This window comes from Psychromonas algarum (assembly GCF_004376845.1).
Classification (GTDB): domain Bacteria; phylum Pseudomonadota; class Gammaproteobacteria; order Enterobacterales; family Psychromonadaceae; genus Psychromonas.
The window spans coordinates 202,903-225,629 of sequence record NZ_SNUW01000004.1; the positions used below are offsets into that span (position 1 = coordinate 202,903).

General features: G+C 37.2%; 21 protein-coding genes and 3 tRNA genes. 14 read left to right on the forward strand and 10 right to left on the reverse strand.

The window, feature by feature from the left end; all coding sequences use genetic code 11:
- Positions 1–195: 195 nt before the first annotated feature.
- The 3 genes from E2R68_RS04675 to E2R68_RS04685 all read right to left on the reverse strand — a co-directional run bounded on the left by E2R68_RS04675 (position 196) and on the right by E2R68_RS04685 (position 491).
- Positions 196–272, reverse strand: a tRNA-Pro gene (locus E2R68_RS04675).
- A 3-nt stretch (positions 273–275) separates the two neighbouring features.
- Positions 276–351, reverse strand: a tRNA-His gene (locus E2R68_RS04680).
- A 63-nt stretch (positions 352–414) separates the two neighbouring features.
- Positions 415–491: transfer RNA gene (locus E2R68_RS04685), tRNA-Arg, on the reverse strand.
- A gap of 208 nt (positions 492–699) precedes the next feature.
- On the opposite strand from E2R68_RS04685, the gene rnr reads away from it, so the two are divergent.
- Positions 700–3,216, forward strand: coding sequence for a ribonuclease R (gene rnr / locus E2R68_RS04690; protein WP_134276346.1), 2,517 nt, complete (start codon positions 700–702; stop codon positions 3,214–3,216).
- A 117-nt stretch (positions 3,217–3,333) separates the two neighbouring features.
- Positions 3,334–4,086 (forward strand): 23S rRNA (guanosine(2251)-2'-O)-methyltransferase RlmB, encoded by a 753-nt coding sequence (rlmB, locus tag E2R68_RS04695; protein ID WP_134276347.1) that lies wholly within the window; start codon positions 3,334–3,336, stop codon positions 4,084–4,086.
- A gap of 20 nt (positions 4,087–4,106) precedes the next feature.
- Here rlmB and E2R68_RS04700 read toward each other — a convergent pair whose 3' ends face one another.
- On the reverse strand, positions 4,107–5,453 hold the full coding sequence (locus E2R68_RS04700) for a DUF481 domain-containing protein (RefSeq protein WP_134276348.1): 1,347 nt from the start codon (positions 5,451–5,453) through the stop codon (positions 4,107–4,109).
- Between the two features lie 237 nt (positions 5,454–5,690).
- Between E2R68_RS04700 and rpsF the strand changes: the two genes are divergently transcribed.
- The 4 genes from rpsF to rplI are packed head-to-tail and all read left to right on the forward strand — an operon-like array spanning position 5,691 to position 7,106.
- A complete protein-coding gene (gene rpsF / locus E2R68_RS04705) occupies positions 5,691–6,086 on the forward strand; it encodes a 30S ribosomal protein S6 (protein WP_134276349.1) in 396 nt (131 codons plus the stop codon).
- Between the two features lie 8 nt (positions 6,087–6,094).
- A complete protein-coding gene (gene priB, locus E2R68_RS04710; protein WP_025563296.1) occupies positions 6,095–6,400 on the forward strand; it encodes a primosomal replication protein N in 306 nt (101 codons plus the stop codon).
- A gap of 9 nt (positions 6,401–6,409) precedes the next feature.
- Positions 6,410–6,637, forward strand: a complete 228-nt coding sequence (gene rpsR / locus E2R68_RS04715; protein ID WP_028869180.1) for a 30S ribosomal protein S18 — start codon at positions 6,410–6,412, stop codon at positions 6,635–6,637.
- 16 nt (positions 6,638–6,653) lie between these two features.
- The gene (gene rplI, locus E2R68_RS04720; RefSeq protein WP_134276350.1) at positions 6,654–7,106 is read left to right on the forward strand and encodes a 50S ribosomal protein L9; all 453 of its coding nucleotides are present in this window, start codon (positions 6,654–6,656) and stop codon (positions 7,104–7,106) included.
- Positions 7,107–7,176: 70 nt separating this feature from the next.
- Here rplI and E2R68_RS04725 read toward each other — a convergent pair whose 3' ends face one another.
- The 3 genes from E2R68_RS04725 to E2R68_RS13875 all read right to left on the reverse strand — a co-directional run bounded on the left by E2R68_RS04725 (position 7,177) and on the right by E2R68_RS13875 (position 9,871).
- Positions 7,177–7,848: a response regulator gene (locus tag E2R68_RS04725; RefSeq protein WP_134276351.1), complete on the reverse strand. Its 672-nt coding sequence runs from the start codon at positions 7,846–7,848 to the stop codon at positions 7,177–7,179.
- A gap of 29 nt (positions 7,849–7,877) precedes the next feature.
- Complete coding sequence (locus E2R68_RS04730) at positions 7,878–9,365, reverse strand: ATP-binding protein (protein ID WP_134276352.1); 1,488 nt, start codon at positions 9,363–9,365, stop codon at positions 7,878–7,880.
- Positions 9,366–9,577: 212 nt separating this feature from the next.
- Positions 9,578–9,871, reverse strand: a complete 294-nt coding sequence (locus E2R68_RS13875) for an EF-hand domain-containing protein (RefSeq protein WP_166738803.1) — start codon at positions 9,869–9,871, stop codon at positions 9,578–9,580.
- A gap of 238 nt (positions 9,872–10,109) precedes the next feature.
- Here E2R68_RS13875 and msrC point away from each other — a divergent pair, with 238 nt between their 5' ends.
- Entirely contained in the window at positions 10,110–10,571 is a 462-nt protein-coding gene (gene msrC, locus E2R68_RS04740; RefSeq protein ID WP_134276353.1) for a free L-methionine (R)-S-oxide reductase MsrC, read from the forward strand.
- Positions 10,572–10,653: 82 nt separating this feature from the next.
- Here msrC and E2R68_RS04745 read toward each other — a convergent pair whose 3' ends face one another.
- From E2R68_RS04745 to prfB, 3 genes are all read right to left on the reverse strand, one after another.
- The gene (locus tag E2R68_RS04745) at positions 10,654–11,208 is read right to left on the reverse strand and encodes an outer membrane beta-barrel protein (RefSeq protein ID WP_134276354.1); all 555 of its coding nucleotides are present in this window, start codon (positions 11,206–11,208) and stop codon (positions 10,654–10,656) included.
- Positions 11,209–11,423: 215 nt separating this feature from the next.
- Positions 11,424–12,941: a lysine--tRNA ligase gene (lysS, locus tag E2R68_RS04750; RefSeq protein ID WP_134276355.1), complete on the reverse strand. Its 1,518-nt coding sequence runs from the start codon at positions 12,939–12,941 to the stop codon at positions 11,424–11,426.
- Positions 12,942–13,033: 92 nt separating this feature from the next.
- Positions 13,034–14,132, reverse strand: a protein-coding gene (prfB, locus tag E2R68_RS04755; protein ID WP_134276356.1) for a peptide chain release factor 2 whose coding sequence is annotated in 2 segments (ribosomal slippage) — positions 13,034–14,056 and positions 14,058–14,132 — 1,098 coding nt in all. Because the reading frame shifts where the segments join, the coding sequence is not laid out codon by codon here.
- Positions 14,133–14,539: 407 nt separating this feature from the next.
- On the opposite strand from prfB, the gene E2R68_RS04760 reads away from it, so the two are divergent.
- From E2R68_RS04760 to E2R68_RS04795, 7 genes are all read left to right on the forward strand, one after another.
- Positions 14,540–16,264: an acetolactate synthase 3 large subunit gene (locus tag E2R68_RS04760; protein ID WP_134276357.1), complete on the forward strand. Its 1,725-nt coding sequence runs from the start codon at positions 14,540–14,542 to the stop codon at positions 16,262–16,264.
- Positions 16,257–16,757: an acetolactate synthase small subunit gene (ilvN, locus tag E2R68_RS04765; RefSeq protein ID WP_134276358.1), complete on the forward strand. Its 501-nt coding sequence runs from the start codon at positions 16,257–16,259 to the stop codon at positions 16,755–16,757. The genes E2R68_RS04760 and ilvN overlap by 8 nt, the downstream gene beginning before the upstream one ends.
- A 286-nt stretch (positions 16,758–17,043) precedes the next feature.
- A complete protein-coding gene (locus E2R68_RS04775) occupies positions 17,044–17,505 on the forward strand; it encodes a copper chaperone PCu(A)C (protein WP_134276360.1) in 462 nt (153 codons plus the stop codon).
- A 35-nt stretch (positions 17,506–17,540) separates the two neighbouring features.
- Positions 17,541–18,182, forward strand: coding sequence for a TIGR04219 family outer membrane beta-barrel protein (locus E2R68_RS04780; protein WP_243834599.1), 642 nt, complete (start codon positions 17,541–17,543; stop codon positions 18,180–18,182).
- Positions 18,183–18,467: 285 nt separating this feature from the next.
- Positions 18,468–20,267: an assimilatory sulfite reductase (NADPH) flavoprotein subunit gene (locus tag E2R68_RS04785; protein ID WP_134276361.1), complete on the forward strand. Its 1,800-nt coding sequence runs from the start codon at positions 18,468–18,470 to the stop codon at positions 20,265–20,267.
- Complete coding sequence (gene cysI, locus E2R68_RS04790; protein ID WP_134276362.1) at positions 20,267–21,955, forward strand: assimilatory sulfite reductase (NADPH) hemoprotein subunit; 1,689 nt, start codon at positions 20,267–20,269, stop codon at positions 21,953–21,955. Before E2R68_RS04785 ends, cysI begins: the two co-directional genes overlap by 1 nt.
- A complete protein-coding gene (locus E2R68_RS04795; protein ID WP_134276363.1) occupies positions 21,948–22,712 on the forward strand; it encodes a phosphoadenylyl-sulfate reductase in 765 nt (254 codons plus the stop codon). The genes cysI and E2R68_RS04795 overlap by 8 nt, the downstream gene beginning before the upstream one ends.
- The last annotated feature ends 15 nt before the right edge of the window (positions 22,713–22,727 follow it).

The following is a 22,727-nucleotide window of genomic DNA, read 5'->3' on the forward strand; positions in this document are numbered from 1 at the left end:
TAAATATTTCATAATGATAATGGGGACTTTAAAGATATTCGCTTTTGTAATTTTATTTTTATTTCCAAAGCATTCGCTAGCCTACAATACAGGCATCATGATGCCTGTATTGTAGCTTCATTAAGCTACTTACTGTGATTGGTATTATAAATTAAAGACGAAAAAAAACCGCAACAAGTGCGGTTTCTTTAAATGTGGTCGGTGATAGAGGATTCGAACCTCTGACCCTCTGGTCCCAAACCAGATGCGCTACCAAGCTGCGCTAATCACCGAGATGGGGCGAATGACGGGGTTTGAACCCGCGACAACCGGAATCACAATCCGGGGCTCTACCAACTGAGCTACATCCGCCACTATACTCTAAAGAACTGACCTTACTTTAAAAGTAAGCTTAAGCTATTGCAATCCGAAATATGGCGCACCCGACAGGAGTCGAACCTGTGGCCTTTGCCTCCGGAGGGCAACGCTCTATCCAGCTGAGCTACGGGTGCTCACGTCTTTAGCGTGGCGCGGATAATACTGAAGACTGGAAAATCTGTCTAGTCTTTTTTGTGTTTTTTTTAGCAATTCCTGTTTACTTGCTTAATACCTGAACAATTATGACAAAAAACAAAAAAAATAACCTTTTCTTCATTAATTCAAAGGTTTTATTCATTTTCAGATATACTTTAATTAATTGCCTTATAAAGAGTCTCAACTATGACCTTAGATCCTACTGTAGATCAAGAACCCAAAATTTATGAACATCCCGTGCCTGACCGTGAGTTTATTTTAGCTTTCATTGAAAAACACGGTAAACCTATCACTCGTGATGCCATGTTTAAAGCATTCTCACTAAGTAGTGATGAAGAAGCTGAAGGCCTACGCCGTCGCTTAAAAGCAATGGAACGTGATGGTCAACTCGTCTGGTGCCGCAATGCGACTTATGGTTTACCCGATAAACTAAACCTAGCTAAAGGTAAAGTGATCGGACATAAAGATGGTTTTGGTTTCTTAAAAACGGAAGATGATGGTAAAGATCTATTTTTACCAAATCATCAAATGCGTTTCCTATTCCATGGGGACACCATTTTAGCTCAACCAGTGAAAGTCGATTCACGCGGTCGCACTGAAGCACGCTTTGTACGCTTATTAGAAGCTCGCAAAGAAACCATCGTTGGTCGTTATTTTGTAGAAGATGGTATTTCATCTGTTGTTCCTGATGATTCACGTATCAATCAAGAAATATTAATCAGTAAAGATAATAATGGTGGTGCACGCCATGGACAAATTGTGGTTGTTGAAATAATTCAACGCCCTAAAGCACGCTTTACTGCAACGGGGAAAATCACAGAAGTATTAGGCCAAGATATGGAGCCTGGTATGGAAGTTGAAATTGCATTACGCACACATGATATTCCTCACGAATGGCCTGAAGGCTTAGATGAAGAACTTAAGCCTTTTGGTGAGTTTGTGCCAGAAGAAGCTAAAAAAGGCCGTGTTGATTTACGCGACTTACCATTAGTAACCATTGATGGTGAAGATGCACGTGACTTTGATGATGCGGTATTTTGTCAAAAAGAACCTGATGGTGGATGGCGTTTATGGGTTGCCATTGCAGACGTAAGTTATTACGTTCGTAAAGGAACCATTTTAGATAAAGAAGCGATTAATCGTGGTAACTCTGTTTATTTCCCAGACCAAGTTATCCCTATGTTACCAGAAGTACTTTCAAATGGATTATGTTCATTAAACCCACAAGTTGATCGCTTATGTATGGTCAGTGAAATGGTTATTTCTAAAAATGGACATTTAACTGATTACAAATTTTATGAAGCAGTCATGAATTCTCATGCTCGTTTCACTTACACCAAAGTAGCGGCGATTTTACAAGGTGATGAACCTTTACGTGAGCAATACAAACCATTAGTACCTCACTTAGAAGAATTAGAGCACCTTTATAAAGCATTCAAAAAAGCACGTCATATTCGTGGTGGTATGGAATTTGAAACATTAGAAGTACGTTTCTTATTTAATGAAGCACGTAAAATTGATTCAATCGTACCGCTTGTACGTAATGATGCACATAAGATCATTGAAGAATGTATGATCCAAGCAAACGTTGCATCAGCACGTTTAATTGGAGCCGCTGATGCAGCTGCTTTATATCGAGTACACGAAACACCAAGCGAAGAAAAATTAGCGAACTTCCGCTCATTCTTAGCGGAATTAGGGTTAAGCCTAAATGGCGGAGATAAACCTGCTCCACGTGATTATGCAGACTTAGCTGAATCGTTTGCAGATCGTGAAGATAGTGAATTATTACAAACCATGTTACTTCGCTCGATGAAACAAGCTGTTTATCAAGATGAAAACCTAGGTCACTTTGGTTTAGCATTAGAAGAGTATGCACATTTCACTTCACCAATTCGTCGTTATCCTGATCTTATTTTACATCGTGCGATTAAATATTTAGTTGCTCATCAAGAGAAAGGCCAATTAAAAGCAAAATGGACTGAAACAGGCGGCTATCATTACCAGCATGATGAAATGGGATACTTAGGTGAACATTGTTCTATGACTGAACGCCGAGCTGATGATGCAACACGTGATGTAGCTGATGCTTTAAAATGTGAATATATGCAAGATCATATCGGCGACACTATGGTTGGTACTATTGCCGCCGTCACTAACTTCGGTTTCTTTGTGCGTTTAAATGATATTCATATCGATGGTCTTGTACATGTTACTGGTTTAGTTTCTGACTACTACATCTTTGATGCCGGTAAACAGACCCTAAAAGGTGAACGTACTGGCCGTGTTTATCGTATTGGCGATGTATTAGAAGTCAAAGTATTATCGGTTAATTTAGATGATAAGAAAATTGACTTTGAGTTAGCTAATGAGGCTGTTGCAGGACAACGCAAACGTGGTCGCACACCAACAGCAAAAAATACTGATCGACCTATTGATAAACGAGCACGCACTAAAGCAGCTCGTCATGATGATAAAAAGCCGCATAAAAAAAGTGATCAGCCTATTATTCGAGAGTTAGACAAGCAAACTGAAAAAGAGGCTGCGGCGAATAAGAAAAAAACAACGACGAAAAAGAAACGCCCTATTAAGCAAGGTGTAAAAAATACGCTTTCGTCTAAAAAGAAAAAGACAACTGCAACCAAAAAAAGTAGACCAGGTAGAGCAGAACGTACGCGTAATAAAGCGAAAAAATCAGACTAAATATAAAGATAAATAATAGCGATGGGATTATTTGTTGAAATGAATGATTGAAATAGAAGCCATTATTCATTAAAACAAAATTTCATCGTCTATTAATACTGAGATTAGAGAATAAACATGAGTAAAAGTGAAATTATTTACGGTATGCACGCCGTTGATGCCCTATTAGAAAAACAACCAGAGCGTGTTATTGAGGTTTATGCCTTAAAAGGGCGAGATGATGAACGATTAAATGCAGTCCTTGATAAAGCTAAAGAATGGGGTGTATCAGTACAATTAATGCAACGTAAAGCTTTGGATGAAAAGTCAGATGGTGAACAACATCAAGGCATTATTGCTCGCGTTAAAGCAGTTAAAGTACTAACTGACAATGACTTAGAGCCCATTTTAAATGAATTAAACGTACCACCATTTTTATTAATTTTAGATGGTGTGACAGATCCTCATAACTTAGGTGCTTGTTTACGAAGCGCTGAAGCGGCTGGTGTTCATGCAGTGATCATCCCTAAAGATAATTCAGCAAGCTTAACACCCGTTGTACGCAAAGTAGCTTGTGGCGCGGCAGAATCTATTCCGCTTATCCATGTCACTAATTTAGCGCGAGCTATGCGTAGTTTACAAGATAAAGGTATCTGGATTTATGGTACAGCCGGTGAAGCAGAGCAAAGTATTTATGACTGCAAATTATCTGGCGGTATGGCGCTTGCAATGGGCGCAGAAGGAAAAGGTTTACGCCGTTTAACTCGTGAACATTGTGATGAGCTTATTAAGCTACCAATGGCAGGTGCGGTATCTAGTTTGAATGTATCTGTAGCGACGGGTATTTGTTTGTTTGAAGTTGTCCGTCAACGCAGAGATAGCGCTGAGTAAAATAAGACTTTTCTAATAAGCTAAAAAGCATACATAATATTAAATCCGGTAGAGACCTCTTGATGAACAGTATCTACCGGTACATTTTGGTTGTACTTATAAGTGGCATCAAAAATTAAATACAACTGCTTATATATCCGATTTTGCGCTCTAAACTCTGCACTATACACACTATTAGCATGTCCCGATTCAAACACACCTTCTAGTGCAACTTGCAAACTATCAGAAACAACCCTTTCATAATTTAAACGAGTTCGAACAATAAATTCATTAACAGAAACAGCATCTTCTCCTGCATTAGGAAGTGCAAATTTATAACCAGGCCCTACTTCCATATTAAATTTATGCGTTCGAGTATCAAAGAAAATATGCCCATACCCGGTAGAATAAGTATCTTCTCGTTCGTAGGATGAGAATTTACTGCGCTGTACATCACTTCGAGCAAAAACTACATTGGTAGGATTTAAATTATAATCTCCTTGTAATTGCCAACGAAACTTATCCGTGGTCATCTCTTTATCTTCGGACTCAAACTCAAATTGTAGATCACTGTTGACATTAAACTTATCAACCTCGTCATAATCTAAAATTAATCGGCCAAGTAACCCTTTTGTCACTTGGTTATCTTGATCATAATTAAAGCCAAATTCGACAGCGCCACTAAAACGTTCAATGTCTGCAATTTGTTCTTCTTTTGAATCAACGGTATCAGTTTCAATGTGATTACCATTTTCATTATCTTCAACAACTTCAGCTTGAAACACATGCTGCTCTTCTGGAGTTGTTGTAATCGGTGTTTTATTTTTTAATAAATCAGGCTTTTGTTCTATCGAACCTTTGATACGGCTAATGGGTGGATTTTCTAAATCGGCTTTTCTACTGCGTTCTTTATCTAACGAATCGGCTAACTGCTTTTCTCGTTGTTGGCTAGCCGTTAGATACGACTCTTGAATATGAACTTGATTATCTAACGTAGAGACTTGGTCAATCAGACGTTGATTTTCTGCTTTTAATCGAGCTAACTCAGCTTGCTGTGATTGCTTTTCTTTTTGTGAGGCTTCTTTTTGTGCTTGTAACTGCTCATTCAATAACGCTATCTGCAATTGATTTTGCTGCTCTTCAGAAAGTTTATCTTTAGCATTTTCATTATTTAGGGCATCTGTAGAAGAGTTTGATTCATTGGTTATGTCCTCACTTTCCGATAAAGATTTATCATGAGTTTGTTCTTCATCTTCAGCTTGAGATTCTGAACTCGCAATCACTTCAGATTCAGGTTTATTCTCTTTAGGATCCATAAATAACCACACATTCGCACCGAGTACGGCAATGTTGGCCATTAATATGTAAACTAGTCGAGAATTCAGCAAATTAAGCTCATTTATATTGATTCGAAACGGTGTATTTTATGATTTTACAGTATAGATGCAAACAATAACCGTTAGTTCCAATTATTTTTACATTTATCTTTTCTTTGTTGCTTGCTTAAGTTGAAGGTAAATTGTACAATCTGCCGCCTTAAATCAGCCACCCTTTTTGTTCCTTGCTTCTATTGGTACGGCTGAGCCAAATTAAGAAGCTACTAACCCGTAAGGAGCGATTTTTATATGCGTCATTATGAAATCGTATTTATGGTTCACCCAGATCAGAGTGAACAAGTTAATGGTATGATCGAGCGTTACACTACTTCTATCACAGAAGCAGGTGGTACTGTTCATCGTCTAGAAGACTGGGGCCGTCGTCAACTGGCTTACCCAATCAACAAACTACACAAAGCACACTATGTTCTTATGAATATTGAAGCTGAACAACAAGTAATCGACGATTTGGAAACTGCTTTCCGTTTCAACGATGCTGTTATTCGTAACATGATCATGCGTACTAAAGCTGCTGTAACTGAAGCATCTGTTGTGGCTAAAGCAAAAGAAGAACGTGTTGAACGTGCTCCTCGTGCTCCTCGCCCAGAAGTTGAAGCTGCACCTGCTACAGAAGCTGAAGCATAAGAAACTTAGTGACTGATAACTTTTTGCAACTTACAGGTATCGTAACTGAAAAGCCGATACATAAAACAAGCCCTAGTGGCATTGAACACTGTAATCTGACGATAGAACATCGTTCAGTGCAAGAAGAAGCTGGATTACCACGCAATACATATTGTTATATGCCAATTGCAACAAGTGGACCGTTAGCAAGTCAGTTGAAGAATAAATTATCGAAAGGTATGCAAATTAAAGTAAGTGGTTTTATCACTTACCACCAAAGCAAGAGCAATCTTGGTAAATTGGTTCTGCATGCTCAGTACATAGAACAAATTTAAGGAACTACCATGGCTCGTTATTTTCGCCGTCGTAAATTCTGTCGATTCACAGCTGAAAAAGTTGTTGAGATTGATTACAAAGACGTTGTTACATTAAAAAACTATATCACTGAAAGTGGTAAAATCGTACCTAGCCGTATTACTGGCACATGTGCAAAATACCAACGCCAATTAGCGCGCGCAATCAAACGTGCACGTTACTTGTCGCTTTTACCTTACACAGATTTACACAAGTAAATAGGAGCTATATATTATGGAAATTATTCTACAAGATACAGTTGCTAACCTTGGTAAACTTGGCGATAAAGTTAATGTTAAAGCAGGTTACGCACGTAACTTTCTTTTCCCACAGCAAAAAGCTGTTCCAGCAAACAAAGCAAACTTAGAAGCTTTTGAAGCACGTCGTGCTGAATTAGAAGCTAAGCAAGCTGCTAACCTAGCTGCTGCTCAAGCACGTGGTGAAGCTATCTCTGCATTAGAAGCGGTTGTTATCACTTCTAAAGCTGGTGATGCTGGTAAACTATTCGGTTCAATCGGTACGCGTGATATTGCTGATGCAATCACTGCTGCTGGTGTACCTGTAGCTAAAAGTGAAGTTCGTCTTCCTGAAGGCGCTTTACGTTTAACTGGTTCTTACGAGATTACTGTTACAGTACACTCTGACGTAACTTCAGTTGTAAACCTTGATATTGTTGAAGCTGAGTAATCAGTAACAATACCTTGATGTTAAAAAATACCTGCTTTCGAGCAGGTATTTTTTTATCTAAAATTTAACTTTACGATAAAACAAAGCGATAACCTGCACCATAAACAGATTGAATTAAATCTTCTCCTTGGCAAATACCTGCTAATTTTTTTCTAATTTTTTTTATGTGACTATCAATGGTTCTGTAATTCACAATACGGTGATCTGAATACATATTTTGCATTAATTGATCACGAGTAAAGATCCTTCCTGGGCTTGCAGTCAAAGGCTTTAATAATTGAAATTCAACGGATGTTAATGCAACTTCAAGAGAATTAAAACGAGCAACTAATCTATTTTCATCAAGTATAAAAGCAACATCAGCGCTCCCCTTTGTTGTTTGAGAACGCCTCATAACCGTTTTTACTCTTGCCACAACTTCCCTAGGGCTAAATGGCTTACAAATATAATCATCAGCACCAAGCTCTAATCCTAATAACCGATCTATTTCATCTACTTTTGCCGTGACCATTAAAATGGGTACAGTAGAAAATTGTCGTATCTCTTTACACAATGTGATGCCATCTTTTCCTGGTAACATAATATCCAGCAGAATAACCTGAGGTTGATGGGTTTTTACCCACGCAATAACTTGATCACCATGGAAAATCTGATGAGGTTGATATTCGGTTAATTTGAAATAATCCGCTAACAAATTCGATAGCTTTACCTCATCTTCCACAATCAAGATTGAATCTGACACCTTGTATTCCTTACTTTTATTTTCTGCGTTTAACTTAAAGGGAGTTTAATGATAATAGCTAAACCACCCAAGCTTGAGCGCTCTGCTACGATACGTCCTTGATGCGCTGCAACAATATGAGCACATATTGATAGTCCAAGACCAGAACCGCCTGTCTTACGATTTCTAGAGTTTTCAACACGGTATAAGTGTTCAAACAAATGAGGTAAATGCACCGCTGGTACGCCTATACCGTTATCTTCAATTTTAATAACAATCGAACTTTTCATTTCAGTATTATCCAGCGCTAAAGAAACCCTAACAACACTCGCTTCTGCGTATTTGATACTGTTATTAATTAAGTTTTCAAACAACTGACATAAACGAGTATTATCAGAAAAGAGCATGATTTTAGTCTCTGGGATATCAACTAATAATGAGATATCAGCAGCCGCTAAATAGCTTCTATGCTTATTCATTTCAGATTGTAACCATAAGGTAAAATTATGATGTTTCTTGCGATAATGCATACCGCCAATATCAGCACTTGTTAATTGATGTAAGTCATCAATAAGACTCTGAAGATGTTTTACTTCATCATTAGCAGAATCAATATTGCTTTTATTTAATGGTCTAATACCATCTAACATAGCTTCTAATTCACCACGTAAAATGGCGACAGGAGTCCGCAATTCATGAGATATATTCGCTAGCCAACGTTTTCTAGTACTCTCGTTTTCATTTAGAGTGATGGCCAACTCATTAAAATCTCGACTTAGATCGCCAAGTTCATCTTTTCTTTTTAAATCGATACTCTGTTGATAATCCCCTTGTGTCAATTTATGCATTCCCGATATCACAAGCTTAATAGGTTGAGCAATATGGCGTGAAAGTAATAGAGTAATTAAGGTCACTAAAAACATAGTCGCTAATGCAATGATCCATAAATAATTTTGTTGCTGCTCAATAAAAGCAAGCTCATAACCATCAGTAATTTTCTTACGTTTAGGGATAACTAACCAACCTACTACTTTTTTATTCACCGTGATCATAGTTCGGCTATGCTCAACATTTTTACGGTAATGCCCCGCAATTAAATTTTGTTTGTTATCTAACAAAGCATAACCAGCTTTGTCTTTTGGCGGAACATGAGGAGGAATGAAATCAAGTGCTCTGTTGGGGTTGTCTGCACGATGATTAGGAGGAGCTCTTCGTTGTTCGGGTCGTCCTCCCTGCAACTCGGCTTTAGGCCTTCTTAATTGTGGTCTTGATGATGAGCTCAACTCATGATCAGTTAACGTTGAAAAAATTAAATCATCAAAAACACGATGCTTGCCTTGTAAAGAAGACCAATTATTTTCTTTTTTATATGCAGTTTCTAACTTAACAATAAGGGGCTTTAATGCTTCAATTTCTTTACTATTTACGTACTCAATCATTCCTTTGCCAATACTCCACTGTATTAACAAAATTAAAACGGTTACTAATACCAGACTGAAGCTAAATAAGATGAGAAATAGTTTGTTATGAATTTTCATATTCATCCACCTTATTAATACACAGAAAGAGAAACGTCAGTATATATTTCCTTTTACTCTGTAACGTTAAATTCTACTTGATTATTAGAGGCCGGTATTAAATTTACAAAGCACCTTTACTCATTTGATATACAAGAAATTTAAAGAGGAAGCTTAAATAATACCAATTACATTAAGTACGTGATTGGTATCCCCCCTCTTTAATATTTAGATTAATCACGTTTTGGTGGACGAGGTGGTTTATGATTTTTGAACTCTTCTTCAGTTATATATCCATCTCCATCTTTATCCATATCATCAAATACCGTTTGATGATCACCATGAGGAAGTTTTTGTTGTAAAAATTCATCAAAGTCAATATCTCCGCTATTGTCGATATCTATTGAAGTAAAATCAGGACGCTCACCTTTAGGACCATTTTGTTGTTGCATTTCTTGCGCAACAAGCTGACTACTAGCACCTAAAATAACCAGCAAAGCAATTATTATATTTGAACGAGTTTTCATTAAATTTTCCTTATTAGCTAAAAGTAGCCAGTCTAGATTAACAACGGAATGTGCAACAAATGTGTAAAAATAGTGAAAGAATATTTTAGATAAGAAAATAACAAACATAATTACTGGATTTACACATAACATTATTGAAGAGGGTAGAGTTTTATTGCTTGCGTAAAGAAATCTAACTAACATGTGCTTATTATTTTTTAGCGAGCGCGCTTCTCGTATTACAAATAGGTTAAACACAATGAAAACATTAAAAGAATACCAGTTACTGACTAAACAAGCAGTGGCATTAATTGAAGATGAAAAAGACTTAATTGCAAACCTTGCAAATATTAGCGCCTTATTAAACATGAATTTAGATAATATAAATTGGGTTGGTTTTTATTTATTAAAAAATGATGAGCTTATTTTAGGACCATTCCAAGGAAATGTTGCTTGTGTACATATTGCTTTAGGAAAAGGTGTGTGTGGTACCGCTTTTAGCACAAATTCAATTCAACGTGTTGCTGACGTGCATCAATTTCCAGGACATATTGCCTGCGATGCTGCAAGCCAATCTGAAATTGTTTTACCGATTAACCACAATGGAAAAACCGTCGCTGTATTAGATATTGATAGCCCTATTACAGAGCGATTTAACGACATTGATGAACAAGGTTTAAGCCATTTTGTTTCACAGATAGAAACAAAATTAAATTTCTAAGAAAAGAATACTCAATGGTAGTGGATAAATAGGTCACTCAAGCCTATTTGTCGCTATCAAAGTTTTACTAACAAATGGAAGATCAGAACTTAATTCCAATAGTGACGGCCGTTTGTTTAAATGAATAGTCATAATTTGAATCATTAATATTAAACATATCAAAGCTAAGATCCGTATAAAAATCAATATACTGAAAACGTAGTCCTACCCCATAGTAAAAAGTATTATCATTAAATATGGAATGAGGATCCTTGGTTGGGTCACTTGGGTTATTATCAACTCTTTCTTCAGTATAAAGAAGATAACCTAATGTAACGTAAGGTTTTAAATAAGCCTTTTGCATAGAGATTGCATACCCTAAATCCCCTCCCAATTTTAACGTTTGCCCTTCTCCATCAATGGAATTAAATTTTTCATCATTAGCTTCATAAGAAAAATTAAAACTGACTAAAAGATTAAGATCATAACCATACTCAAGTTTAAACCCCACACCATCATCAGATGACATATTTAAAGCATCAATATAAATATTAGATTGCGAATACCCGCCTCCAAAACGGGAACCAGTATAATCATCTGCGATAACAGGATTTAAAAATAATAGGCTTAATAACACGCAAGAAATTAAATATTTCACCGCGACATCCTTGTGATCTTCTCACTATCTAATGGGTATTTATGCTGTATTTACATAAATATAGAGCGTCATACCAATAAAAGATAACAGACAGCAAATTGAACTGCTAATAAGAACTCAAAAAAGGTATTAGAAAACAACGATAGAGCAATAATTTTATAACAGGCATAAAAAAGCCCCGTATAAACGAGGCTTAAGACAAAGACTAAAAAAGATTATTTAGCTTGTGGGCGCATATGAGGGAATAATAATACATCTCGAATAGTATGGCTGTCAGTAAACAACATAACTAAACGGTCGATACCAATACCTTCACCCGCTGTTGGCGGTAAACCATGTTCCAGAGCAGTAATATAATCAGCATCGTAGAACATTGCTTCATCATCACCAGATTCTTTCTGTGCAACTTGATCCATGAAACGTTGTGCTTGATCTTGTGCATCATTTAACTCAGAGAAACCATTCGCTAGTTCACGACCACCAACAAAAAACTCAAAACGATCTGTTACTTCAGGGTTATCATCATTACGACGTGCTAATGGCGATACTTCTGCAGGGTAAGCTGTAATGAAAGTTGGTTGCATTAATTTATGCTCAGCAGTTTCTTCGAAGATTTCAGTTAATACTTTACCTTCACCCCAGCTATCTTTGATATGAATATCAAGACGTTTAGCTAGTGCTTTCAAACCTTCCATACTTTCTAACTCAGACGCTTCAATACCTTCATTGTACTCAAGGATTGATTCTTTCATTGTTAAACGAACAAATGGCTTACCAAAGTCAAATTCTTCTTCACCATATTTCACAACGCTTGAGCCTAATACATTTTCAGTAATAGTACGTAACATATCTTCTGTTAAGTTCATTAGGTCAATGTAATCTGCATAAGCTTGGTAAAACTCAATCATAGTAAATTCTGGGTTATGACGAGTTGAAACACCTTCATTACGGAAGCTACGGTTAATTTCGAACACACGTTCAAAACCACCAACGACTAAACGCTTAAGGTTTAATTCAGGCGCAATTCGCAAGAACATTGGTAAGTCTAGTGCGTTATGAAATGTTTCAAATGGACGCGCTGTTGCACCACCAGGAATGGCTTGTAGCATTGGTGTTTCAACTTCCATGAAGTTACGTTCATTTAAGTAAGTACGAATAGCCGTTACTATTTTATTACGTAAAATAAATGTTTTACGAGATGTTTCGTTAGCAATTAAATCAAGGTAACGCTGACGGTAACAAGCTTCGGTATCAGATAAACCATGGAATTTATCAGGTAATGGACGTAATGCTTTTGTTAAGATACGAATTTCAGATACTTTAACGCTTAACTCATCTGTTTGAGTTTTAAATAAAACACCTTTTGCACCAACAATATCGCCTAAATCCCATTTTTTGAATTCAGTATTGTAGAAACCTTCAGCTAAGTTATCACGCGCAACATACACTTGGATTTGACCGCCCATATCTTGTACTGTTGCAAAGCTTGCTTTACCCATAATACGGCGAGTCATCATACGCCCAGCAATACTCACTTCAACAGCCAATGCTTCTAGCTCTTCTTTACTTTTTTCATTATAAAGCTGGTGCAGATCGTCAGAGATATTTTCACGACGGAAATCATTTGGGAAAGCTTGTCCCTTTTCACGCATTGCATCTAATTTAGCTTGACGTTGCGCGAGGATTTCACTTAATTCAACTTGTGGTGCTTCTGCTTTGTTTTGCTCTGACATGATAGTTCCTATCTGTTTAGTGTCTTACTTTAATAATCTGTTTTATTAGCGAACAAGTTACACTTCAATACTGCGTGTAATTTGTTTACCCCTTACAAACCTGATTTCAAGCTTGCTTCAATAAATTTGTTTAAATCACCATCTAACACAGTTTGTGTATTACGGTTTTCAACACCTGTTCTTAAATCTTTAATGCGTGAATCATCTAATACATATGAACGTATTTGACTACCCCACCCAATATCAGATTTGCCATCTTCATTAATTTGTTTCTCAGCATTCTGCAATTGTAATTCATGCTCATACAATTTTGCACGAAGTTGCTTCATTGCTTGGTCTTTATTTTTATGTTGCGAACGGTCATTTTGACACTGTACAACAATATTAGTTGGAACATGCGTAATACGCACCGCAGATTCTGTTGTATTAACATGCTGACCACCAGCTCCAGAAGCGCGATATACATCAATACGTAGATCTGCAGGATTAATATTAATCTCGATATTGTCATCAATCTCAGGATAGATAAATGCAGATGCAAAAGAAGTATGTCGTTTACCTGACGAATCAAATGGAGATTTACGAACTAAACGATGAACCCCTGTCTCAGTACGTAACCAACCATAAGCATACTCACCACTAAAACGGATGGTTGCCCCTTTAATACCTGCGACATCACCCGGCGTTGCTTCCATTAATTCAGTTTTATAACCGTTTGCTTCACCCCAACGTAAATACATACGCAGCAACATATTAGCCCAATCCTGCGCCTCTGTACCGCCAGAGCCCGACTGAATATCAAGATAACAAGAGCAAGCATCTTGCTTACCTGAAAACATACGACGGAATTCTAAAACAGCTAACTGCTTTTCAAGCTCATCTGCTTCTTTAATAGCTTCATCAAAACTATCTTGATCACTTTCTTCAACGGCCATTTCAATCAGCATTTCAATTTCATCAGTACCTTCTGTTAATGCATCAATGGTTTTCACCACTAATTCAAGGCTACTGCGCTCTTTACCTAATGCTTGAGCATGTTCAGGATTATTCCATACTTCTGGTGATTCGAGTTCGCGACTAACTTCTTCAAGTTTCTCTACTTTTGCATCATAGTCAAAGATACCCCCTAAGCATTTCAGCACGCTCAGTTAGGTCTTTAAGTTGATTCAGAATTGGATTTACTTCAAACATCTATGCCCGCTATTAGTCTATTCGTAAAAAGAGGCGAATTTTAACCAATTATGGCTGAAATAAATAGAGAGCAGGTGAAATTAATATCAGGTCTACGGTGCTTTTTATAAGGAAATAGAGTAGAAATTTTTGTTAACACCTTCCTAATGACTTTTACTCTTATAAAAACATCCGAACGAGTACTAAATACCTCATTTGTGTTAGCAATCATTGATGATATTAAATTGACTCTCACAAAAGTTTGAAGAGACGACAAAAAAATTAAAAAAATATACAAAATATTAAGGTTTAGGGATGCATTTTATTTTCATTAACGTAAAGTAAAACTTCACTTAAAAGAAAGGTTCGCTTCTACCCGATACAGGTAGAAAACGACGCAATTAACCGATTGTATAAGGATACAAATTATGGAAATGCTCTCAGGCGCCGAAATGGTAGTGCGTTCACTACAAGACGAAGGTATAGAACATATCTTTGGTTACCCAGGCGGTTCAGTTCTAGATATATATGATGCAATTTTTCAATCTGATAAAATCGAGCATTATTTAGTACGTCATGAGCAAGCTGCTGTACACATGGCAGATGCTTATTCTCGTTCAACTGGTAAAGTAGGCTGTGTATTAGTAACAGCTGGACCAGGTGCAACAAACTGTATTACAGGTATCGCAACAGCTTATATGGACTCGATTCCACTGGTTGTGTTATCTGGCCAAGTACCTACTTTCTGGATTGGTGACGACGCATTCCAAGAGACTGATATGATTGGTGTTTCTCGCCCAGTTGTAAAACATAGTTTCTCTTGCCGTACTGCAGAAGAGATCCCAATTGCTATCAAAAAAGCATTTTATATTGCCTCAACAGGTCGCCCAGGCCCAGTGGTTATTGATCTGCCAAAAGATGTACAAAACCCACTAAACAAATTCCCTTACCAATATCCTGAAAGCGTTAGCTTGCGTTCATATAACCCAACACTAAGCGGCCATAAAGGACAAATAAAACGAGCTGTAAATGCATTAACAAGTGCTAAAAAACCTGTTTTATATGTAGGTGGCGGAGCTATTATTGCGAATGCTTCAAAACAAGTATTAGAGTTAGCAGAAAAATTAAATTTACCTGTTACTAATACGCTAATGGGATTGGGTGCATTTCCTGGTGCACACGAACAATTTATTGGTATGTTAGGTATGCACGGTACTTATGAAGCAAATAAATCAATGCATAATGCCGATTTAATTTTTGCTTGTGGCGCACGCTTTGATGACCGCGTAACCAATAATGTTGAAAAATTCTGTCCAAATGCAAAAATTATGCATATTGATATCGACCCAACTTCAATTTCAAAAAATATCCATGCTGACTTACCGATTGTAGGTAGCGTTGAAGTGGTATTACAGCAGATGTTAGATTTGATTGAAGAAACAAAAGCAACGAATGACAGTGAAAGTATTAATGCTTGGTGGGATCAAATTAATGAATGGCGCGCTAAGAAATGCCTTGCTTACAAAACATCTGATACACACATCAAACCACAGCAAGTGATTGAGTGTTTATATAAAGTAACAAAAGGTGATGCCATTGTGACTTCTGACGTAGGTCAGCATCAAATGGTTGCCGCTCAATACTACCCATTTAAAGAACCTCGCCAATGGATCAATTCAGGTGGAGCCGGCACCATGGGCTTTGGCTTACCAGCTGCAATGGGCTGTAAAATTGCATTTCCAGATCGCCCTGTTGTTTGTGTAACAGGTGATGGCTCTATTCAAATGAATATTCAAGAGTTATCAACTTGTATGCAATACAACATTCCTGTTGTTATCTTGCTATTAAACAATCGTTCATTAGGCATGGTAAAACAGTGGCAAAAAATGTTCTACGGTGGTCGTCAATCTCATTCTTATATGGATAGTGTGCCTGATTTTGTTAAATTATCAGAAGCATATAATCATGTTGGAATTAAAGTAGATACGATTGATGAACTTGAGCCTGCATTAGAAAGAGCATTTGAATTAAAAGAACGAGTTGTCTTTATTGATGTTGCGATTGATCCTGAAGAACACGTTTACCCAATGCAAGTTAAATTTGGCAGTATGCAAGACATGTACCTAAGCAAAACGGAGCAAACTGATGCGTAGAATAATTTCTGTATTATTAGAAAATGAATCTGGTGCTCTTGCACGTGTTGTTGGTTTATTTGCACAACGTGCTTATAACATCGAATCACTAACGGTATCACCGACTAACGATAAAACATTATCTCGTATGACCATTACAACCGATGTACTCAATAATGCAACGCTTGAACAAATGATGAAACAGTTACATAAATTAGTTGATGTATTACGTGTTTCAGAATTAACACAAAGCCCACATGTAGAGCGTGAATTACTGTTGATCAAAGTGCGAACAGTTAACAGTGAGGGACGTGAAGAAGTAAAACGTACTTGTGATATTTATCGAGGCCAAATTGTTGATATTACTCAACACCTGTATACCATTCAATTAACTGGTGCAGGAGCTAAATTAGATGCCTTTATAGCAACAATTGATGAAGCAAGTGAGATTGTAGAAATTGTTCGTTCTGGTGTTTGTGGTATCGCTCGTGGTGATAAAGCACTGCGCGGTTAAGCCACAATAAAGAATCATTAAAGTTATTATGCGAAGTGCAGTTATATGTACTTTGCATTTTTCATTTTTAGGAGAATAAAATGCTCGAGTTATCAGCACTACTGTTGTCCGCTTTTGTGCTTTTTATGTTTGGCATTTCGATTGTTAGTTTATTCGTTATTGCAGCAATCATAATACTGAGCTTTATTCTCATTAGTACTTTTTCATTTATATTAAAATTTGGTCTCTGGTTTTTACTCGCTTACCTTATTTATTATTACTTTTTTCAATATAAAAAGGATCAACCATGAAACGCTTAACACTTCTATTAGGCTCCCTTTTACTCTCAGCAAATATTTTTGCCGCAGGCTTACAGGTTAGCGACCAATATGTACGAGCGACACCACCACACGCTAAAAATAGTGCTGCATTTTTTACCATTAAAAATGATACTGATAAAAGTGTAAAACTAATCAAAGCAGAAAGTGATATTGCAGATCGTGTTGAATTGCATAACCATGTTAAAGAAGACGGTATGATGAAAATGCGTCAAGTTGATGCAGTTGTTGTAGAAGCGAATGCTAGCAACTCATTACAACCAGGTGGTTACCATGTCATGTTTTTGGGCTTGAAAAAAGCGCTCAGCGAAGGTGAAATAGTTAAAATTGCTCTTTCTTTTGATAATGGCGATAAAGTAACAATTGACGCACCAGTAAAAAAAATTAACATGTCACACAATATGTCTGATAAAAAGCATCACAAACACTAATTATTAATATTTATTCTATATAGGAAAAATTTACCATGATGAAAAAACACGCCTTAGCCGCAATTATTGCAGCGTCTGTTAGCATGCCTTCTATGGCAGATCATTTAGGTATTTATACTGGTATTGATTACCAAAATAATGAAACAAGCTTCGAAGGTGCTTCAATTGATTCAGATACATCAAATAACTTTTCTGGTTATGTTGCATTTGAACACTTCATCCCACTGATTCCTAATGTAAAAGTAAAATATTCAGATCTTACTAATAGTGACATAAAAAAAATTAATAACTCTGATGATGGCAGTTCAATGGCAAACGGTATCTTATATTACCAACTATTTGATAATGACCTATTTGAGTTTGATTTTGGTTTGGCTTATACCAGAATTGAAAGCTATGATGAAAAAGCTGATTTAGCTCAAGGTTATGGTGCAGCAAAATTACATATACCAGGCATGGGTATGTACGCTTTTGCTGAAGGTATTGGTGGTTCAGTGACTGATGATAAAGCATTAGATATGCAAGGTGGTTTAGCTTATACATTTAATCCTGATTCAGCTTTAATAAATTTCACCGTACGTGCTGGATACCGTGTTCAAGAAATGGAATTTGAAAACAGCGTTACACCGCAACAAAAAAATAAAGGCTTATTTGCAGGTGTAGAACTACACTTCTAAGCCAAACTAGTTAAAAAATGAGTATAATATCAAGCCATAAACACTACCTGTTTATGGCTTTTTTATTGTTACTTGACTTCCCCCCTTTTCAAAAATCAAGCCCTCCTCTCACCTTATAAATACTCAAAATTATTACCTGCCAATCAAATTTTTTAAAATAATAAATAAAATTTAATCACGGTTTTAAATGCTATTTAGTTATAAAAGATTAGCTTTTATTCTTTTGGGACACTAAAAACCTCACGTAAACTGCGCTTATCTTAATGTATTAGTGGAAATTACTTCATGGCACTTAATAATTTATCGGCCTTAACATCGCCTTTATCAGAGTCTCAACTGGCTCAATTGCAACAAGCAACAGCCGGTCTAGATGCAGTTCAAACTGCATGGGTTAGCGGCTATTTAGCAGGCGTTAGTCAAGGACCTGTAACAGCAGCTGCACCGGTACAAAGTGCAGGACAAAGCTTAACTATCTTAGTCGGTTCACAAACCGGAAACGCAAAAGGCGTTGCACAAGAGCTAGCAGAGCAAGCTACTGCTAAAGGCATTCCTCATCAGCTAATTTCGATGGCAGACTACAAAGTAAAAGCAATCAAAGATGAAAGCCATGTCATTGTCGTTGCAAGTACCAATGGTGAAGGTGAAGCACCTGATGATGCGATTGATCTACATGCTTTCTTAGCATCTAAAAAAGCACCAAAACTAGCAGGTCTAAAGTTTGCAGTGTTAGGTTTAGGTGATTCAAGCTACGAATTCTTCTGCCAAACAGGTAAAGATTTTGAACAACGTTTACAAGCACTTGGTGGTGAAATTATCACAGAGCGTTTAGATGCAGACGTTGATTATCAAGAAGTGACACAAGCTTGGTTTGATAAAGCCTTAACCGCTGTTGAAGCAACTCTTGAAAAAGCAGGTGTAAGCACAGCCTCTATCGCGCCAACGGCAAACACTGCAGCAAGTGAAAATAAATATAATAAGCAAAACCCATTTACAGCAAGCTTATTAACTAGCCAAAAAATCACTGGAGAGCAATCAGCTAAAGATGTTCGTCATATCGAAATAGATTTAGAAGGTTCAGACTTACATTACACAGCAGGTGATGCTCTAGGTGTTTGGTTTAAAAATGATGAATCAATGGTTGATGAACTTATTAAAAAACTAGGTTTAGATGCTAACAAAGAGATCACTCTCGGTGATAAATCACTTTCATTAAAAGACGCGTTAATTGAAGAGTTTGAGTTAACAGGTACACACCCAGGTTTTGTTGAAGGTTATGCCGCATTAACAGCAAATAAAGCATTGTTAGCACTAGCTGAAGATAAAAATGCATGTCGTGATTTTGCTAACAATCATCAGATTGTTGATGTTGTAACAAATGAAGGTAACGATGCAGTAACAGAAGAAAACTTTATTGCCCTATTACGTCGTAGTAGTCCTCGCCTATATTCAATTGCTTCTAGCCAAACTGAAGTTGAAGATGAAGTTCATTTAACAGTAGGTGCCGTTTTATTTGAAAATGAAACTGGGCAACAACGTGGCGGCAGCGCATCAACTTTCTTATCACACCGATTACAAGAAGGTGGTGAGGTTAAAGTCTTTATTGAAGACAATCATAATTTCCGTTTACCAAGCAACCCTGAAACGCCAGTTATTATGGTTGGCCCAGGTACTGGTATTGCACCATTCCGCGCCTTCATGCAAGAGCGTGAAGCGAGTGATGCAACGGGTAAGAACTGGTTATTATTTGGTGACCAAACATTTAACGAAGATTTCTTATATCAAGTTGAATGGCAAGCACATTTAAAATCAGGTCTATTAACTAAATTAGATTTAGCTTTCTCTCGTGACCAAGCAGAGAAAATCTATGTACAAGATCGTTTAAAAGAAAATGCTGCTGAAGTTTATCAATGGTTACAAGATGGTGCTCACTTCTACGTTTGTGGTGATGCAAACCGTATGGCTAAAGATGTACAAACAGCACTCATCGAAATCATCAGCGAGCAAGGTAAATTAAGCCTTGAAGACGCAGAAGAATATTTAACAGAATTACGCCAAGCAAAACGCTACCAAAGGGATGTTTACTAATGAGCCAGAAATTACACGACAACGAACGCATTAAAATTGAAAGTAATTTCCTTCGCGGTAAATTAGTAGAAGGAATTAATGACAATACAACAGGTGCATTTCCATCTGATGAGGTACAACTCGTTAAGTTCCATGGTTTATATCAACAAGATAACCGTGATCGTCGAGCTGAGCGTAAGCAACAAAAACTTGAACCTTTATATTCATTTTTATTACGCGCACGTTTACCAGGTGGTGTTGTAACACCACAACAATGGTTAGAAATAGACCGCGTTGCTGAAGAGTTAACAGATGCGGGCAGTATTCGCCTAACAACACGTCAAACATTCCAATACCACGGAATATTTAAACGTAACTTAAAATCAGTATTCCAAGAGCTTAAGTTCAAAGCGAATATCGATTCTATTTTTACAGCGGGTGACGTTAACCGTAATACTATTTGTACTTCTAACCCTGAACAATCAGTGTTACATACAGAAGTTTACGAGCTATCTAAAAAAATTAGTGAGCACTTTTTACCAAAATCAAATGCATATGCTGAAATTTGGTTAGATGGTGAAAAAGTATTAGATACTGAAGAAGAGCCGATTTATCACAATATCTTCTTACCACGTAAATTTAAAATTGCAGTGGCGCTACCGCCTTATAATGATGTTGATATTCATGCTAATGATCTTAACTTCATCGCTATTATTGAAGATGAAAAAATCACTGGCTACAACGTTGTTGTCGGCGCTGGTTTAGGTATGACACACGGCGATAAAACAACTTTCCCACGTTTGGGTGATGATTTTGGTTTTATTCCAACAGATAAAGTAATAGAAGTCGCTGAAGCAGTTGTGACAACACAGCGTGATTTAGGTGGTCGTGTCAGTCGTTCACATGCACGTACTAAATACACATTAGAAACACACGGCATTGAAACTTTTAAACAAGAAGTTGAAAAACGTTCTGGTGTTACCTTTGCTGCACCAGGTGCTTATGAGTTTACTGAACGTGGCGATCGTATCGGCTGGGTTAAAGGTATCGATAATAAATGGCACTTAACTGTATTCATTGAAAACGGCCGTATCTTAGACTTTGACGGAAAACCACTAAAATCAGGATTAGTTAAAATTGCTAAAGTACATCAAGGTACTTTCCGCATGACAGCTAACCAAAATTTAGTTATCGCAAGTGTGCCTGAGTCTGAAAAAGATAACATTGAAAAATTAGCACGTGAGTGTGGCTTAATAGACGATGGAACAAGTGCTCAACGCCTTGATTCAATGGCTTGTGTATCACTACCGACCTGTCCTCTTGCAATGGCAGAAGCGGAGCGTTACCTACCAGGTTTAACAGATGACGTTGAAGGTTTATTAGCTAAACATGGTATTGCTAAAGATCATATCATCCTACGTATTACAGGCTGTCCAAATGGCTGTGGACGTGCGATGTTGGCTGAAATTGGTTTAGTGGGTAAAGCACCAGGTCGTTATAACCTTCATTTAGGTGGTAACAAGATTGGGACTCGACTGCCAAAAATGTATGCTGAGAATATTGATGAAGCAACTATCGTTAGTACACTCGACGAATTAATTGGCCGCTGGGCAAACGAACGAAACCAAAATGAAGACTTTGGTGACTTTGTTATCCGTGCTGGCATCATTGCTGAAGTAGTTATTGCAGCTAGGGATTTTTATGCCTAACAGATTAGAGCTTGCTCACTTATTAACACTCTCTAAAGCAGCGCAAACGGTTGCGCTCGCTGACACCAATGCAGCATTAGAAAAAATGACTGCATTAGAGCGTGTTCAATGGGCTGTTGAACATTTAGAAAGTGAATTTGTACTGTCATCAAGCTTTGGTATTCAAGCCGCTGTATGTTTACATTTAATAACATCAGTGAAAGCAGACACTCCTATTATTTTGACTGATACAGGGTATTTATTTCCTGAAACGTATCAGTTTATTGATGATTTAACTAAACAGCTTAATTTAAACCTGAAAATTTACAGTGCACAGCATAGTGCAGCTTGGCAGGAAGCGCGTTATGGTAAATTATGGGACCAAGGTGTTGATGGATTAACTCAATACAACTTGATGAATAAAGTAGAACCAATGAAACGTGCATTAAAAGAACTAAATGCCAAAACATGGTTTTCTGGGTTACGTCGTACTCAATCGTCAAGCCGTGGTGATCTACCTGTTTTAAGTATTCAAAATGGTTGTTTTAAGTTTTTACCCATCATTGATTGGAGTAATAAAGAAGTACATTATTACCTTGAAGCTAATGGTCTAAGCTACCATCCATTATGGGAACAAGGTTATGTATCTGTAGGTGATGTACAAACATCTCGTCCACTTGAAGCGGGCATGAGTGAAGAAGAAACACGTTTCTTCGGACTGAAAAGAGAATGTGGCTTACATGAAGATCCTATTGAAGAACAAGGCAGTGGTATCTAGTTTTATCATCACTTA

Coding starts and splice junctions, on each gene's coding strand:
- msrC (WP_134276353.1), top strand. CDS start 10,110: ATGAAAACATTAAAAGAATACCAGTTACTGACTAAACAAGCAGTGGCA.
- rplI (WP_134276350.1), top strand. CDS start 6,654: ATGGAAATTATTCTACAAGATACAGTTGCTAACCTTGGTAAACTTGGC.
- cysI (WP_134276362.1), top strand. CDS start 20,267: ATGAGCCAGAAATTACACGACAACGAACGCATTAAAATTGAAAGTAAT.
- rpsF (WP_134276349.1), top strand. CDS start 5,691: ATGCGTCATTATGAAATCGTATTTATGGTTCACCCAGATCAGAGTGAA.
- E2R68_RS04785 (WP_134276361.1), top strand. CDS start 18,468: ATGGCACTTAATAATTTATCGGCCTTAACATCGCCTTTATCAGAGTCT.
- rpsR (WP_028869180.1), top strand. CDS start 6,410: ATGGCTCGTTATTTTCGCCGTCGTAAATTCTGTCGATTCACAGCTGAA.
- E2R68_RS04780 (WP_243834599.1), top strand. CDS start 17,541: ATGATGAAAAAACACGCCTTAGCCGCAATTATTGCAGCGTCTGTTAGC.
- lysS (WP_134276355.1), bottom strand. CDS start 12,941: ATGTCAGAGCAAAACAAAGCAGAAGCACCACAAGTTGAATTAAGTGAA.
- rnr (WP_134276346.1), top strand. CDS start 700: ATGACCTTAGATCCTACTGTAGATCAAGAACCCAAAATTTATGAACAT.
- E2R68_RS04795 (WP_134276363.1), top strand. CDS start 21,948: ATGCCTAACAGATTAGAGCTTGCTCACTTATTAACACTCTCTAAAGCA.
- E2R68_RS04760 (WP_134276357.1), top strand. CDS start 14,540: ATGGAAATGCTCTCAGGCGCCGAAATGGTAGTGCGTTCACTACAAGAC.
- ilvN (WP_134276358.1), top strand. CDS start 16,257: ATGCGTAGAATAATTTCTGTATTATTAGAAAATGAATCTGGTGCTCTT.
- E2R68_RS13875 (WP_166738803.1), bottom strand. CDS start 9,871: ATGAAAACTCGTTCAAATATAATAATTGCTTTGCTGGTTATTTTAGGT.
- rlmB (WP_134276347.1), top strand. CDS start 3,334: ATGAGTAAAAGTGAAATTATTTACGGTATGCACGCCGTTGATGCCCTA.
- E2R68_RS04730 (WP_134276352.1), bottom strand. CDS start 9,365: ATGAAAATTCATAACAAACTATTTCTCATCTTATTTAGCTTCAGTCTG.
- E2R68_RS04775 (WP_134276360.1), top strand. CDS start 17,044: ATGAAACGCTTAACACTTCTATTAGGCTCCCTTTTACTCTCAGCAAAT.